The sequence below is a fragment of the Rheinheimera sp. genome (genome assembly GCF_030690345.1).
In the GTDB taxonomy this organism is placed as follows: Bacteria; Pseudomonadota; Gammaproteobacteria; order Enterobacterales; family Alteromonadaceae; genus Alishewanella.
In genome coordinates this window covers 153,266-167,931 of sequence record NZ_JAUYGV010000007.1, presented here as the reverse complement: position 1 = coordinate 167,931, position 14,666 = coordinate 153,266, and the positions used below count along the sequence as shown (strand labels likewise).

Below are 14,666 nucleotides of genomic sequence, written 5' to 3'. Positions count from 1 at the left end.
GAATACGATGCGCAGCAGTCAGTACTTACTATCTACCGTAAAAGAAACCCCGGCTGATGCCGAAGTCATCAGCCACAAATTAATGCTGCGCGCCGGTATGATCCGTCGCGTCGCCTCCGGCATGTACACCTACCTGCCCACAGGTGTGCGGGTATTGCGGAAAGTTGAGCAAATAGTGCGCGAAGAGATGAACAAAGCCGGCGCCATTGAAGTGTTAATGCCGATGGTGCAACCGGCTGAGCTGTGGCAGGAATCCGGCCGCTGGGACAAGATGGATGCCGAGCTGCTGCGCTTTAAAGACCGCCACACGCGCGACTTTGTGCTGGGCCCAACCCACGAAGAAGTCATTACCGACCTGGTACGGCGCGAAATTACCAGCTATAAGCAGCTGCCACTGAACCTGTACCAAATTCAGACCAAATTCCGTGACGAGCGCCGGCCACGCTTTGGTGTTATGCGCGCGCGTGAATTCTTAATGAAAGACGCCTACTCATTTCATTTAGGCCAGGATAGCCTGCAGCAAACCTACAATGCGATGTACCAGGCCTATTGCAATATCTTTAACCGACTCGGTTTGGATTTCCGTCCGGTACTGGCCGACACCGGCGCTATCGGCGGCAGTATGTCACATGAATTCCATGTGTTGGCAGCCTCTGGCGAAGATGCTATCGCGTTTTCAGATGAAAGTGATTACGCCGCTAATATTGAAATGGCCGAAGCCCTGGCACCTGCAGGTGAGCGCGCCGCTGCGACAAAAACACTGGCGGAAGTTGCCACACCTGACGCAAAAACCGTTGCCGATGTCGCTGCATTGTTGCAACAAGATATGGCACTGGTAAGCAAAACCCTGATTGTCTATGCAGCAAAAACCGATGACAAAGCAGCGCAAACTCTGGTGGCGTTGGTGCTGCGTGGCGACCACGAGCTAAACGAAATTAAAGCCGAAAAACTGCCGCAGGTACAAAGCCCGCTGGTATTTGCCTCAGAGGAAGAAATTCGCGCGGCTATTGGTGCAGGCCCGGGCTCACTGGGGCCGGTTGGCATGCCTCTGCCGGTTATCGTTGATCGTAGCGCAGCGCATTTAGCTGATTTTATCTGTGGTGCCAATAAAGATGGCTATCACTTAACCGGCGTAAACTGGGACCGTGATATTAAAGATTACAGCGTAGCCGATTTACGTAATATCGTAGAAGGCGATGCCAGCCCGTGCGGCCAGGGCAAGCTGGTTATTAAACGCGGTATTGAAGTGGGCCATATCTTCCAATTAGGCGACAGGTATTCTCAGGCGTTAAAAGCCGGGGTGCTGAACGAAGAAGGCAAACACCAGATCATGACCATGGGCTGCTATGGTGTCGGTGTATCACGCATTATCGCCGCGGCTATTGAGCAAAACCACGACGATTACGGCATTATCTGGCCTGATGCAATAGCACCGTTTCAAATTGCATTAATACCGATGAATATGCATAAATCGGTGCGAATTGAAGAAGCCACAATACGCTTATACAACGAGCTGACAGCTGCCGGCTTTGAAGTGCTGTTCGATGACCGTAAAGAGCGGCCGGGGGTAATGTTCGCGGATATGGAGTTGATGGGCATTCCGCACAGCATCGTCGTTGGCGAGCGTAACCTCGACAACCAGCAAGTGGAATACAAAAACCGTCGCAGCGGTGAGAAAGAAATGCTGGATATCGCAGGCGTTGTAGCCGCCATACAGCAGAAACTGGCAAAGTAAGCCGGTTTTCAGCAATAAAAAAGGCAGCGAATTCGCTGCCTTTTGTTTTAGATATTGGCCGACTTTACATCCATGCGCTGATGAATAATCGCTACTACATCAATGCCCCGGACATCCTGTAAATAAAATACCCGATGCTGCAACACACTAAAACTAAAATACCCGGCCCGGACATCGTCCCGCTTAATGCCAAGCGCGGGGTTTTGCGCCAATTGATTAAGACTGCGGAATAACTGCGATAAATAACGAGCCGCTTGCGCCTTACCCCATTGCTCTGCGCTATACAACCAAATTTGCTCTAAATCATCTTTGGCATGTTGCCTAAGCTTGTAACGCTGGCTCATTTCCCGTATTTCTGCTGTAGCTCAGCAACAAAACGCAGCTCATCAAAGTTTTCCACTACAGGGCTTTGCTCAGCGGCCTCCAGTTTCTGCCGCAGCTCAGCCAGCTTTATTTCATCTTCTTCCAACAAGCGTAGCCCGGCGCGCACTACTTCGCTTACCGATTGATAACGCCCCTGCTGCACCCGCTCAGCAACAAAGTGCTCAAAGTGCTCGCCAAGGGTTACTGATGTATTACGTGCCATAAAGCCTCCTTATAGCTGTATTAGATATTAATACATATTCATATCCTGGCAAACTTAGTGATGAAAAAAGGCAGCCGAAGCTGCCTTTTTTCGTACTTTTTTGCTTAAAACAGCAGGTTTTTGCCAAAGAAAATAGTCGATACGGTATTGACGAATATCACCGCCAGGATCAGCGGAATAAAGGTACCTAACGAGAAGTTAACGTATTTTTGCAGCAGCGAGCCGGCAAAGGTGCTGTTACCCTGGCTGATTTCAGCGTCCAGATTATGCTTCTTCCAGCGGTAAATCACGAACAGGCACAACAGCAGGCCGTTAAGCGGCAGTATAGTTTCGTAGAAGATGTCATACACCAGGTCAAAGAAGGATTTATTTAAACCACCGTAGCTGAGCAGGTTGCTGAATAACTCTACCCGACCGAAAGACAACGCACAAATCACCGCCAGTGCAATCATGGCTGCGCCGAGTGAAAACAGCGCGGTACGGCGGCTTACGCCTTTTTGGTCCATTAAACTGCATACCGGCACTTCGATAATAGATACCAGGGAGGTTAACGCCGCAAAAAACACCAGCAGGAAAAAGAAACCGGCAACAAAACTGGCGCCGAAATAACCAATATCCGCCTGCATGGCTAAGAAGATTTTTGGCAGAAAAGTGAAAATCATACTGATGCTGGATTCAGACAAGGTGCTCAGCTGTATATCCGGATTAAACGAGAATACCGCCGGCAGTATTAGTAAGCCGGAGCAACAGGCTACCAGTACCGACAAGCCTGCCACCATTTTACCGGCATGCACAATATTATTGTTTTTCTGAATATAAGAGCCGTAAGTAATTAAAATACCCATTGCCAGCGACAGCGAGAAAAAGGCCTGCGCCAGCGCGCCGTTTAATACCTTACCGGTGAGTTTATCAAACTCAGGGATCAGGAAAAACCTTACTCCTAGCATGGCGTTATCCAACGTCATCACATAAATAACCAGAGCTATTAACATAATAAACAGCATAGGCATTAATACCCGTGCGGCTTTCTCAATACCCTGCTTTACCCCGCCTTGCAGGATAAAAAAGGTTAAGCCAATTACCACGGCCATATAGACAAACAGCTCGTTGCTGTTAATAAAGTTGCCGAAACTGTCCGGCGCGGCCAGTTCATTGAGCTGCCCCAGCACCGATTTCCCCAGATAGCCAAAAATCCATACCGTGATCACCAGATAAAACACGCCAATCATAAAAGGCGTAATTACCGACATCCAACCCACAGTGCGCCAGGCACGGTTCTGACCTATCTCGGTATAAGCACCCAGCGGGTTTTGCCGCGTATGGCGGCCCAAACTCATCTCGGCCAGCATGACCGGCAAACAGATAAAAAACACAAAAAAGGCATACATGATTAAAAAGGCGGCGCCGCCGTTTTTACTGGCCATTACCGGAAAGGCGACCAGATTACCGATACCTACAGCTGAACCGGCTGCCGCCAGTACAAAGCCGAGGCTGGAACTGAATTGTTCACGTTTCATTGCTACGCGGACTCCCTGAATTTCTCTTATTAGAATGCCGGTACTGTGCCCGGTTATTGTTATAGCGCTCTGCATGCTAACAGGCTGTTGCAGCAAATCCTAGCCTGTACTGCTCCGATGCGTTCAATGTCGTTGGAACAAGGCTGAGGATCTGCTATCGTGCGCCGGTGAAAACAGGCTCTGCAGAAGGACAGCCCACTATGTTCTACATGATTTACTCCGAAGATGTCGCTGACAGTTTGGAAAAACGCCTGGCGACGCGGCCGGCACATATCGCCAGGTTAGAGCAACTGAAAAACCAGGGCCGCCTGTTACTGGCCGGGCCAACGCCGGCAATAGATAGCGCAGACCCGGGCGCCGCCGGTTTTAGCGGCTCTTTGGTCGTAGCAGAATTTGCTTCTTTAACCGAGGCCCAGAGCTGGGCTGATGCCGACCCATATCTGGCTGCCGGCGTGTATGCCCGCTCAACGGTGAAGCCGTTTAAAAAAGTGCTGCCGTAAGGCAACCGTAGCAAGGACAGTGGCATGAGTTACATTTTACTTACCGGTGGTGCCGGTTATATCGGCAGCCATACTGCGTTGGAGCTGCTAAACGCCGGCTTTAAGGTGCTGAGCTTTGATAACTTCAGCAACAGCTCAGACGCCGCGCTAAAACGCGTTGAGCAGCTTAGCGGAGAGCCAGTCGTTAGCATTAAAGGCGATATCCGCGATGAAGCGGCACTGCGCCAACTGTTTAGCGACTACAACATCAGTGCCGTAGTGCATTTTGCCGGACTTAAAGCCGTGGGCGAATCGACACAAATTCCGCTGCACTATTACGATAACAATGTTGCCGGCACCGTCACGCTGTGCCGTATCATGCGGGAATCTGGTGTTAAAAAGCTGGTGTTCAGCTCATCGGCCACCGTGTACGGTGATGCCAAACAAGTCCCTATCCCGGAAACTTCGCCCCGCTCTGCTACTAACCCTTATGGCCAGAGCAAACTGATGATAGAGCATATTCTTGAGGATTTAGTGCAGGCTGAACCCGATTGGGGTATTACCCTGCTGCGCTACTTTAACCCGGTAGGTGCGCACGACAGCGGCCGGATTGGCGAAGATCCCAACGGCATCCCCAATAATCTGATGCCATTTATTTCCCAGGTGGCAGTGGGTAAGCGCGAAAAACTCAGCGTATTTGGTGCTGACTACCCAACTCATGACGGCACCGGTGTGCGCGATTATATTCATGTGGTTGATTTAGCCCGCGGCCATGTTAAAGCGCTGCAGTATCTGCAACAGCATAACGGCATCGAGGCGATAAACCTCGGCACTGGCACAGGTTACAGCGTATTGGATATGGTTAATGCTTTTAGCCGCGTAAATAACATTGCTGTACCCTACCAGATAGCACCACGCCGGCCGGGCGATATTGCCACTTGCTATGCGGAGCCGGGTAAAGCCGAAAAACTACTGGGCTGGCAGGCAGAGAAAACACTGGATGATATGGTGCGCGACAGTTGGCGTTGGCAGTCGGCTAACCCTAATGGCTATAAAAGCTAGCTGATAAGACCCAGCTCTAAGGCCAGTAACACTGCACGGGTGCGATCACGCACCCCCAGTTTAGACAATATTGCTGAGCACTGGTTTTTTACCGTCCCTTCAGATTTATACAAGGCCGCAGCTATTTCTTTATTGCTGTACCCCGCCGCCATCAGCTGTAAAATTTCCAACTCTTTATCACTTAGTGGTTCAAGCTGCGCCGGCATGGTAAAGCCGGTGCTGCCAGTGCGCACGCTGCCAAGCAGGCGTTCGGTAATATTCGGCGCAAACCAGCTGCCACCACCGGCAAGTGTGCCAATGGCCTCAACCAGGGTGTCTAACGACACATCTTTTAATAAAAAGCCGCGCGCGCCAAGGCTGATACTCTTTAATACCAATTCATGCTCATCAAAGGTGGTTAGAATCAGCACCGGTATATTGATCCCCGCCTGTTTTAACGCCGCCAACGTTTGTACGCCATTCATCAGTGGCATGGATAAATCCAGCAGTATCACATCTGGTACAAACTCACTACATGCCGCTATCACGCCGGTGCCATCCGCGCATTCGCCCACGACGTCAACTTTACCCGACAGGCCAAGCAAGCTTTTAATACCATCGCGGATCAGCTTCTGATCGTCTACCAACAACACCTTATGCATTGTCGCTCTCCATGTAAGGCAGCGTTAGCATAAGCTGCATTGCCTGTTGTGCTTTATCTAACTGCAGACTACCACCGCACTCGGCCAGTCGCTCCTGCATGCCTTTAATCCCATTGCCCGGCTGCCAGTTCGCTGCCAGCTTACCGTTATCGTTAATATGCAACTGCAGCTGCCCCTGCTTCACACTGGCATTAATACTTAACTCAGTGGCGCCACTGTGTTTTAAACTGTTGCTAATCGCCTCCTGCACAATACACAACAGATGTTGCGCTTGCTGTAAGTCATTTAGCATAATGTCGGCAGGGATCTGCAGTTTTACCTCAAGTTGCTCCGGCAGCAATCGTGTTAACGAGCTTATCGCATCAAATAGCGAGACATCCGCATACTGCCGCATAGTGCTAACCGCTTCGCGTACATCCGCCAACAGCAGTTTCGCCAGCTGATGACATTTATCTACCTGCACTTTGGCTTCACCGTCCGTTAAATGGCCGGCTACCTGCAACTGTATCGTCAACGCGGTTAAATGATGCCCCACCAGATCGTGTAAATTGCGGGCAATGCGGGTGCGCTCCCCCTGTCGTGAGGCGGCTTGCAGCAATTGCTGCGTGGCCAGCAGCTGCTGGTGTTTATTTGCCAACGCCTCTTTGGCTTTTTGTTCGGCTTGGGTCGCGCTTTGCACCATTACTGCAAATAAATGAAAACAGCCATATAACAACGCACTGATCCACATCGGCCGCTGCTCCAGCTCTGCTATCAGACTGAACCAAACCGCCACCACCGCTATAGCAACCAGCACAGCGCTGCGGTTTGACATAATAGACGGCAGCAACGACACCCAGATAATGGTCAAAATGGCCAGATAATCGAAATACTTCGACGGCAACAGCAACAACAGCGCAAAAGCACTGAGCAACTGCAGCAGCAATAGCAGCTTGCCGGCACGGTTATGCAGTGCCGCAGGCTCTACTTCCAGCGTCAGAACAATAAAGGCAATGCCGTATAGCATAAACAGCGCAGACACCAGCAACCAAGGCTGGGGTGGTGTCAGTAACTGCATAATATGCAGCGTAATGGCAAACACCAACGCCCAGGTCATTATCCCGGCGAAGGTGGCTAATGGGTATTTTAAGTTCATCAGCGCATTATGCGCGACGGTGGAATAACTGCAATAGGCCAGAAGTCATACTGAAAAGTCCTGACTTTCGGCACCTGTGTCATTACAGCCCCTGGCGTAAGCTGCGGTTATCAATCAAGGAGATTTACCATGCTAACGCTTCATACCACGCTGTTGTATCTGCATATTGCGCTGGGCGCTGTTGCTCTGCTGCTTTACTGGCTGCCGGTTATTGCCCGCAAAGGCAGTAAGCTGCATATTAACGCCGGCAAAGTGTTTTATTACCTTATGCTTATTGTTTCCGGCTCTGGCATCGTGCTGAGCTTACTGGGTTTATACGATCCGGTTGGTATTTACACAGCCGGCAAACACATGACTACTGAGCAAATTCAGCGCATGTTGATATGGCGTATTCCGGTGTCGCAGTTTTTACTGCTGCTAAGCTTACTTACCTGGGTTACCGTGCGCCATGCCATGGGTGTACTGCGGGCCAAAAGCGACAGGCGTATGCTACGGCGTTGGTTTTATCAGGGGCCGGTGTTATTGCTGTTCCCAACGGCACTGTATGTCGCCTATCAGGGCATAACATTAGGCATGCCGCTGCTGATCATTTTCGCTGTAGTCAGCTTCATCACCGCCAGCACTATCAGCTTTTATGTGTACAAAGCGGAAATACAACCACGCGGCTGGATTATTGAACACTTCAGCTCCATGGTAGGCAGCGGCATTGCGGTTTACACCGCCTTCTTTGCCGCCGGTGGCCGGCGTATGCTGGCAGAAATTTTACCTGGACAATGGCAACTGGTCAGTTGGCTGGCTGCGCCGGTGATTGGTATTACTGCAATGATTCTTCTGACTGGCTATTACAAGCGCCGATACAAGGCTTTGTAATTACTGACGATATAATTGTTGGTTTAGATAAAAGCACGCTTCCCTTAATGTAATAAATTAACTATGTTTATCACAGTTAAATAACATAAAAGGCTGGCTCTTTGCGTACAGTGCTTGCGATACGATGTATAAACCGGCTATTGATGTCAGCACTTTTGCTGGCATCAACTGCACAGGCAAAAACAGTAATTTTTGCATTACCCTATGACAATAGGGACGTGATGCAAGACTACCACGTACTATTGCTACAAAAAGCACTTAGTTACTCCGCCACTCCTTACACCTTGCTGCCAGCAAAAGAAACCATGGCGCAAAGCCGTGTGCTGCGTGAAATAAGCCAGCAAACCGGCATTGTAGATGTGTTTTGGAGCATGACCAGCGTTGAGCGGGAAAAACTGTTAAAGCCTGTTCGTGTGCCATTAAGCAGAGGCCTGTTGGGCTGGCGCCTGCTACTGGTAAACCAAAATACACCATTTTTATCCACGCCGCGTACCAAGCAAAACACCTTGTTTGTGCAAGGTTATGACTGGCCGGACAGCCAGATTTTAAAAGCAAATGGCTATAAAATTCATACCGCCAATGACTATCATTCCATGTTCACCATGGTTGAAAAAGGCCGTGTCAATGCGCTGCCGCGCTCAGTTATCGAGATTGCTGATGAACACAAAAATATCGCTGCAAAACTGTTTATTGCGCCGGACTTAATGCTGTATTACCCCACTGCAGAATACTTTTTTGTATCCAATAAAGACTCAAATTTAGCTGCAGCCATAGAGCATGGCCTGATTGAAATGTATAAAGACGGCAGTTTCAATGCCTTGTTTGAACAGCAATATGGCACCATTCTCACGCAATTAGCGCAACAAAAACGTAAAGTACTTAAGCTGCAGAACCCATTGTTACCAACTGCTACACCGCTGGATAAGCCAGAATACTGGCAGCCATTACCCAGCCACTTCGAACAAATCAATTGGTAACTCAGCATTGCCCTCAAGCTTTTTCAGCTTTACAACACAGCGGTTATTTCTTAAGGTCGTGCAAAAGTAAAACTGAGCATAACGTCTTATGATAGCTGTAAAAAATAAAGTAATTTGGATAACCGGCGCTTCCGGCGGCATTGGCGAAGCGCTGGCCCGCGAGCTGGCAGCAGATGGTGCCAGGTTGATATTAAGCGCCAGGCGCCACAGCGAGCTGCAGCGGGTGCGCGACAGCCTGGCCAATAGTACTGCGCATTTATTGTTACCGCTGGATATTACTGACAGCAGTGCCGTTACCTCAGCCGTTGCAACGATACAACAGCAAATTGGCGGCCTGGATTGGCTTATCAACAACGCCGGTATCAGCCAGCGCGCGCTGATCCTTGACACCACGGCAGACACTGATCGCAAACTATTTGAAGTGGATTACTTTGCTCAGGTGAATTTAACCCGTCAGGCCCTGCCGCTGCTATTGGCAGACGGCGGCGGCAAAGTGGTATTTGTTTCTTCCGTCGCCGGTTTAGTTGGCACCCAATATCGCGGCAGTTATTCTGCCGCCAAAGCCGCACTGCATTTATGGGCAAATAGCCTGCGCGCCGAAATGTTCGAACAAGGCTTAACTGTGGTAACTATCTTCCCCGGCTTTGTTAAAACCGAGGTGTCGCGCAATGCGCTAACCGGCGATGGCAGTGCCCTTGGCACTATGGATGATGCCCAGGCCAATGCCATGACTGCAGACGCCTTTGCGGAAAAAGCAGTAAAAGCATTGCTAAAGGGGAAAAATTATATTGTTATCGGTGGCTTAAAAGAGCGCTTAGCCGCGCTGGTGTCCAGGCTATCGCCGGAGCTGCTGTATAAAATGATACGTAAAAGCAAAGTACGTTAACTGACCACAGCCAGTGTACAACTTAACCGGGTAACTCAACCGGTTTTATTACCTGCATAAGTCAGCAGATACTCACCACTATTAATATTAACAATTAATTAATTTACAGTTATCAGCTAACACCGTAAAATGCGCCAATTTATTTCAAAAGGAATTGATATGGCTCTTGCTGCATTAAGGTTCGCCGGCAACTATCAAGAACAAAAAATTAACCAACTTTTCCCCGATACTAAGCTAGAAAAAATGTACGCGCAGTTAGATAGCGATCCTGAATTCTACGGCGCTGGTGTAACTTTCATCGGTTACAACTCTGAGCTATCAAGTTACGTTATTACCGGTATTGAGCGTGAGTCTCTGTTTTTTGCCAGAGTACTGCGCAATAGCTGTAGGGCAGATGGCAAAACCATTTATATTCGGGAAATTAAACTACCTAAGCACCAATCGGCTGAAAAAGCACTGCGGACTGCAAAATCAAGTATTGGCTCTGAATTAAAAGGTGCTGGTGTTAGCTGCGCCGGTGCCGCTATCGGCTGGGTTTTATTAGTGGTTGAGGCTGGTGGCGGCACAGTGACAGTAGGTGCCGCCTGGGCTGCAATGCCGTTAACACTAACGGCTACTGCTGCCGCAACCTTTCAATGTGGTACCGGAATCGGCCGCTCTTATAATGCAGTCTCCGGCAATGCGCACTACAACGACTATCTGGATGAATCACCATTATTTAATGCGTTGATAATCGCAACTGACGTTGCCCAATTAGCTGATGTAACTAAAACACTGGGTAATCAAGCTATTCTTGTCACTGCGCTACGCAAGCGAGGCATTGGCAAAGCCGGACTACTCAAAATGTACAAAGCGTTGTCCAGAGCAGAGCGCAAACAATTAGCTGAAGAAATATTAAAACTGGAATACCGTCAGTTAGAAAAATCAAAAAAAGCGCTTAAAGCCGTTATGTTGCACGGTAAACTGCTGGATGACGGCACCAAGGCGACTAAAGTCTTTTCTCAAAAGCAGGTGCAGGCCCTGCTTGGTACTAAGTTTCTGGAGTTAGTTGGCGCCAGCGTCACCACTTACGGCAGTGGCACCAGCCTGGCAGGTAAAGCCGGGAGTGCCCGTAGCTTTATTATCGGTTACAGCGTTAATGAATAGGAAGAATATGTCTTTGCTAAAAAACGTATTAGCAGTATTCACTGTACCAGTGTTGATTATTTCATGTGGTAAAAACATCCCTTATACCGCTGAATTCTTTTCCGATAAGCTCAGCGATGGCAGCGAAGGGCCGCAGTTAAGTGTTATCCCGGCGGGGAAAGGTATTGCCGGTGAAGAATATACTACTTCTATCGGTTATCTTGGCCCGCAGCGCTCAATAAAAAACAGCACGGCTTTTGCTATCAGTCGTACTGAAGTTACCTTTGCGCAGTACGATAAGTTTGCTAAAGCGACTAATCGTGCCTTACCGGATGACAGAGGCTGGGGCCGGGGCGATATGCCGGTGATTAATGTCAGTTGGATGGACGCTACAGCCTACGCCAAATGGTTAACGGAACAAACCAACCAATATTATCGCTTACCCTCTGAAACCGAGTGGGAATATGCCGCCAGAGCGGGCAGCAAAACAGTGTACTGGTGGGGCGATAACTATATTCAGAGTAAAGAACACTGTGACCGCGATATTGCTGATTGCACAGCCGGCACCGAAGCTGCACAGCCATGGATATCCGGCCGCTATGGCGCAAACCCTTATGGGTTGTATGACGTAACATCCAACGTCGCAGAATGGGTGTTAGATTGCGATGACGAAAAGAATCGCTCAAATGATACAACACCGGTGAAAACTGGCGATTGTGAGAATCGTATTGTCAAAGGCGGTAGTTACTCAGACCGGGCACACAACACCAGATTATCTGCCCGCAGCGGAGTGTCTATTGATGGCAAATATCCCTCTGTCGGCTTCAGGTTGGTAAGGGAAATGCACTGATGAAAATGTTGGAATGCCCTGCCTGCAACCACAAAGTGAATTTAAAACAGGCTGCAGCAACAAAGAAATTGAACGGTATTTTTATACTGCAATGCGCTGATTGTCAGCAATGGAGCCATGAAAACCGCAAGGCGGCGGTAGTAAAAAACCTTGGTTTAATACTAATGATAACCGGCTCAGTGATAGGCTATTTTCAGCTTGGCGGCATTATCACCGGCCCGTTGATTACATTTACCGGTGGATTAGTAGCTGTGGCTACTATGTTCACAGTACCCAGAACAATTTACACAAACGCTTAGCTGCGGCTGTAATACTCTTTAAATACAACAAAGGCGCTTTATGCGCCTTTGTTGTATTTCACTTAACCTCTGCCTTCACGGCTTGGTTTTTTACCGTTGGGCTGGCGTTGTGGTTTGCCTTTAGGCTTGGCCGGGCCTCTGCGCCCTGCCGGCTTGGCGCTATCCGATTTGGCGGGCCGGGCTTCTGTTGGCTTGCGCTCTTTTGGTGCGCGCTCCGGTGTTTTGGCCGCAATATCATGCTTACGCACCGCGCGTTTCATGCTGGCCATGCGACGACGGCGCTCATCGCGGTCTTCCGGTTTTACTAAAGTCGCTACTTCCGGCGCTAAGCTGACTAACTTACGCAGATAGTTCACATCTTCCAGCGGGTATTCGGCATAGCCGCCTGCCGGTAAATGTTTTGGCAGCAGTAAATCGCCATAGCGCACGCGAATAAGCCGGCTGACTACCGCGCCCTGTGATTCCCACATCCGGCGTACTTCACGGTTACGCCCTTCAGTTAATACCACATGGAACCAGCGGTTAATGCCTTCGCCCGGCAGGGCTTTAATTTTTTTGAAGTTAGCTTTGCCATCTTCCAATTCAACACCGGTGCGCAGACGCTGGATCATCGCATCGTTCACATCACCAAATACCCGCACGGCGTATTCACGCTCTACTTCAAACTTGGGATGCATCAGGCGGTTGGCCAGCTCACCGTCGGTGGTAAACAGCAATAAACCTGAGGTGTTAATATCGAGACGACCAATAGCTATCCAGCGCGCGCCTTTGATGTTTGGCAGACGCGAAAATACCGTAGGCCGGCCTTCCGGATCGGTACGCGAGCAAATTTCACCTTCCGGTTTGTGGTACGCCAGTACGCGGCATATTTGCTCGGCTTCGCTGGCAATTTGTACCGGGTGGCCGTCTACCCGTACTTGCTGAGTGGGGCTGATGCGGTCGCCTAAGGTTGCCGGTTTACCATCTACGGTAACCCTGCCGCCGCTTATCCACTCTTCCATTTCGCGGCGTGAACCTACGCCGGCGCGGGCCAATACTTTTTGTAGCTTTTCACTTGCGACTTTTTCACTCATTAGTGCAATTCTCCTGTCGTCACGACGGTGTCGGCCAGATCCAGGCTAATGGCCTGAAATTCCGGCAAAGGGGGTAATTGGTTTAAATGTTTCAAACCAAAGTAATCTAAAAACTCTTTTGTAGTGGCGTATAACCCCGGCCTGCCGGGTACTTCTTTATGACCAACTACCTTAACCCAGTTGCGGTCAAGCAAGGTACGCATAATCTGGCTGCTTACCGACACGCCACGGATATCTTCTATTTCACCGCGGGTAATGGGTTGGCGATAGGCTATCAGCGCCAGGGTTTCAAGCACGGCGCGCGAATAACGCGGCGAGCGCTCCGGCCACAACCGGGCTAAATAGTCACTCAGCTCCGGCCTGGTCATAAAGCGATAGCCCGATGCCGTCTCAGTTAAGGTGATGCCGCGACCGGCATAATCCTGCGTTAATCGTAGCAGCGTGTCGCTCAGGCGCTTTTTACTGACATTTAAGCCATCCAGCACTGTGCTTTGTAAATCATCACTGCTAAGTGGCTTGTCGGCGGCAAAAATCGCCGCTTCCACCAGTTGCATCAGCTGCACATCATTAATTTTATCCGCCATTATGCCTCACCTGCTTTGAGTTTGACATGAATTTGGCCATAGGCTTCTACCTGAATAATCTCAACCAGCTTTTCTTTGGTCAGCTCCAGCATAGCTAAAAAGGTCACCACTACCCCTTCACGGCCTTCTGTTACATCAAAACAGCCGGAAAACGCCAGATAGCCATTATGTTGGCTGAGCAAGTCCAGAATACGGCTCATACGTTCACGGGTAGATAAATGCTCGCGCTTAATATGATGGTGCTGAAAGTCTTTTGCGCGCTTTACAATGTCTTTCAGTGCCAGGCTAAGTTCGGCCAGTTCAACATCGGGTAAAATCAGCAGCGGTGCAAAGTTATCTGCCAACACTGCATTGGCGTTAAAGTGATCGCGCTCATCGCGCGGCAGGCTGTCGAGCTCAGTGGCGGCCTGTTTAAATACCTCGTATTCCTGCAGGCGGCGGATCAGCTCGGCCCGCGGATCAGCCTCTTCGTCTTCCACTTCGCTGTGCCGCGGCAACAATAAGCGCGATTTAATCTCGGCCAGCATCGCCGCCATCACCAGATACTCTGCCGCCAGCTCAAAATTCAGCCCCTGCATCAGGTCAATATATTCCATATATTGCAGCGTAATTTCGTTTACCGGTAAGTCGACAATATCAAACTTATGTTTGCGGATTAAATACAGCAGAAAATCCAGCGGGCCTTCAAAAGCATCAAGCAGAATTTCCAATGCATCCGGAGGAATATACAAATCTTCCGGCCGATCCAGCACCGCTTCGCCACGCACAAAGGCCAGCGGCAGCGGTTGCTGTATGGTCAGGCTATCGGGCAGGTTATCAGGTAAATTGTCGCTCAATGTCAGCTCTT

General features: G+C 49.7%; 17 protein-coding genes. 9 read left to right on the top strand and 8 right to left on the bottom strand.

What is annotated here, in order from left to right; genetic code table 11:
* Window positions 1-7: 7 nt before the first annotated feature.
* Window positions 8-1,735 carry a proline--tRNA ligase gene (locus Q8O77_RS11475; RefSeq protein WP_305553003.1) on the top strand — a complete coding sequence of 576 codons (1,728 nt, stop codon included), beginning with the start codon at window positions 8-10 and terminating at the stop codon, window positions 1,733-1,735.
* A 47-nt stretch (window positions 1,736-1,782) separates the two neighbouring features.
* Here the strand turns inward: Q8O77_RS11475 and Q8O77_RS11470 are convergent, their stop codons facing one another.
* The 3 genes from Q8O77_RS11470 to Q8O77_RS11460 form a co-directional block, all read right to left on the bottom strand.
* Window positions 1,783-2,079: a type II toxin-antitoxin system RelE/ParE family toxin gene (locus Q8O77_RS11470; protein ID WP_305553002.1), complete on the bottom strand. Its 297-nt coding sequence runs from the start codon at window positions 2,077-2,079 to the stop codon at window positions 1,783-1,785.
* Window positions 2,076-2,321, bottom strand: coding sequence for a type II toxin-antitoxin system ParD family antitoxin (locus Q8O77_RS11465; RefSeq protein ID WP_305553001.1), 246 nt, complete (start codon window positions 2,319-2,321; stop codon window positions 2,076-2,078). Before Q8O77_RS11465 ends, Q8O77_RS11470 begins: the two co-directional genes overlap by 4 nt.
* A 104-nt stretch (window positions 2,322-2,425) precedes the next feature.
* On the bottom strand, window positions 2,426-3,838 hold the full coding sequence (locus tag Q8O77_RS11460; RefSeq protein WP_305553000.1) for a sodium-dependent transporter: 1,413 nt from the start codon (window positions 3,836-3,838) through the stop codon (window positions 2,426-2,428).
* A gap of 200 nt (window positions 3,839-4,038) precedes the next feature.
* On the opposite strand from Q8O77_RS11460, the gene Q8O77_RS11455 reads away from it, so the two are divergent.
* Together Q8O77_RS11455 and galE are read left to right on the top strand one after the other, a co-directional pair.
* Window positions 4,039-4,338: a YciI family protein gene (locus Q8O77_RS11455; RefSeq protein ID WP_305552999.1), complete on the top strand. Its 300-nt coding sequence runs from the start codon at window positions 4,039-4,041 to the stop codon at window positions 4,336-4,338.
* 24 nt (window positions 4,339-4,362) lie between these two features.
* A complete protein-coding gene (gene galE, locus Q8O77_RS11450) occupies window positions 4,363-5,379 on the top strand; it encodes a UDP-glucose 4-epimerase GalE (RefSeq protein WP_305552998.1) in 1,017 nt (338 codons plus the stop codon).
* Here the strand turns inward: galE and Q8O77_RS11445 are convergent.
* On the bottom strand, window positions 5,376-6,020 hold the full coding sequence (locus Q8O77_RS11445; RefSeq protein ID WP_305552997.1) for a response regulator transcription factor: 645 nt from the start codon (window positions 6,018-6,020) through the stop codon (window positions 5,376-5,378). The genes galE and Q8O77_RS11445 overlap by 4 nt on opposite strands.
* Window positions 6,013-7,155 (bottom strand): sensor histidine kinase, encoded by a 1,143-nt coding sequence (locus tag Q8O77_RS11440; RefSeq protein WP_305552996.1) that lies wholly within the window; start codon window positions 7,153-7,155, stop codon window positions 6,013-6,015. The genes Q8O77_RS11445 and Q8O77_RS11440 overlap by 8 nt, the downstream gene beginning before the upstream one ends.
* A gap of 129 nt (window positions 7,156-7,284) precedes the next feature.
* Between Q8O77_RS11440 and Q8O77_RS11435 the strand changes: the two genes are divergently transcribed.
* From Q8O77_RS11435 to Q8O77_RS11410, 6 genes are all read left to right on the top strand, one after another.
* Window positions 7,285-8,025, top strand: a complete 741-nt coding sequence (locus Q8O77_RS11435; RefSeq protein WP_305552995.1) for a hypothetical protein — start codon at window positions 7,285-7,287, stop codon at window positions 8,023-8,025.
* A gap of 143 nt (window positions 8,026-8,168) precedes the next feature.
* Window positions 8,169-9,002: a transporter substrate-binding domain-containing protein gene (locus Q8O77_RS11430; protein ID WP_305552994.1), complete on the top strand. Its 834-nt coding sequence runs from the start codon at window positions 8,169-8,171 to the stop codon at window positions 9,000-9,002.
* Window positions 9,003-9,090: 88 nt separating this feature from the next.
* Window positions 9,091-9,888, top strand: a complete 798-nt coding sequence (locus tag Q8O77_RS11425; protein ID WP_305552993.1) for an SDR family oxidoreductase — start codon at window positions 9,091-9,093, stop codon at window positions 9,886-9,888.
* A 243-nt stretch (window positions 9,889-10,131) separates the two neighbouring features.
* Window positions 10,132-11,034: a hypothetical protein gene (locus Q8O77_RS11420; RefSeq protein WP_305552992.1), complete on the top strand. Its 903-nt coding sequence runs from the start codon at window positions 10,132-10,134 to the stop codon at window positions 11,032-11,034.
* A gap of 7 nt (window positions 11,035-11,041) precedes the next feature.
* The gene (locus Q8O77_RS11415) at window positions 11,042-11,863 is read left to right on the top strand and encodes an SUMF1/EgtB/PvdO family nonheme iron enzyme (protein ID WP_305552991.1); all 822 of its coding nucleotides are present in this window, start codon (window positions 11,042-11,044) and stop codon (window positions 11,861-11,863) included.
* Window positions 11,863-12,162, top strand: a complete 300-nt coding sequence (locus Q8O77_RS11410; protein WP_305552990.1) for a hypothetical protein — start codon at window positions 11,863-11,865, stop codon at window positions 12,160-12,162. The genes Q8O77_RS11415 and Q8O77_RS11410 overlap by 1 nt, the downstream gene beginning before the upstream one ends.
* 62 nt (window positions 12,163-12,224) lie before the next feature.
* Here Q8O77_RS11410 and rluB read toward each other — a convergent pair whose 3' ends face one another.
* Genes rluB through Q8O77_RS11395 form a run of 3 tightly spaced genes read right to left on the bottom strand, consistent with a single transcriptional unit; the run spans window position 12,225 to window position 14,655 of the window.
* Complete coding sequence (gene rluB / locus Q8O77_RS11405; RefSeq protein WP_305552989.1) at window positions 12,225-13,235, bottom strand: 23S rRNA pseudouridine(2605) synthase RluB; 1,011 nt, start codon at window positions 13,233-13,235, stop codon at window positions 12,225-12,227.
* Window positions 13,235-13,819, bottom strand: a complete 585-nt coding sequence (scpB, locus tag Q8O77_RS11400) for an SMC-Scp complex subunit ScpB (RefSeq protein ID WP_305552988.1) — start codon at window positions 13,817-13,819, stop codon at window positions 13,235-13,237. Before scpB ends, rluB begins: the two co-directional genes overlap by 1 nt.
* Entirely contained in the window at window positions 13,819-14,655 is an 837-nt protein-coding gene (locus tag Q8O77_RS11395) for a ScpA family protein (RefSeq protein WP_305552987.1), read from the bottom strand. The genes scpB and Q8O77_RS11395 overlap by 1 nt, the downstream gene beginning before the upstream one ends.
* Window positions 14,656-14,666 lie beyond the last annotated feature (11 nt).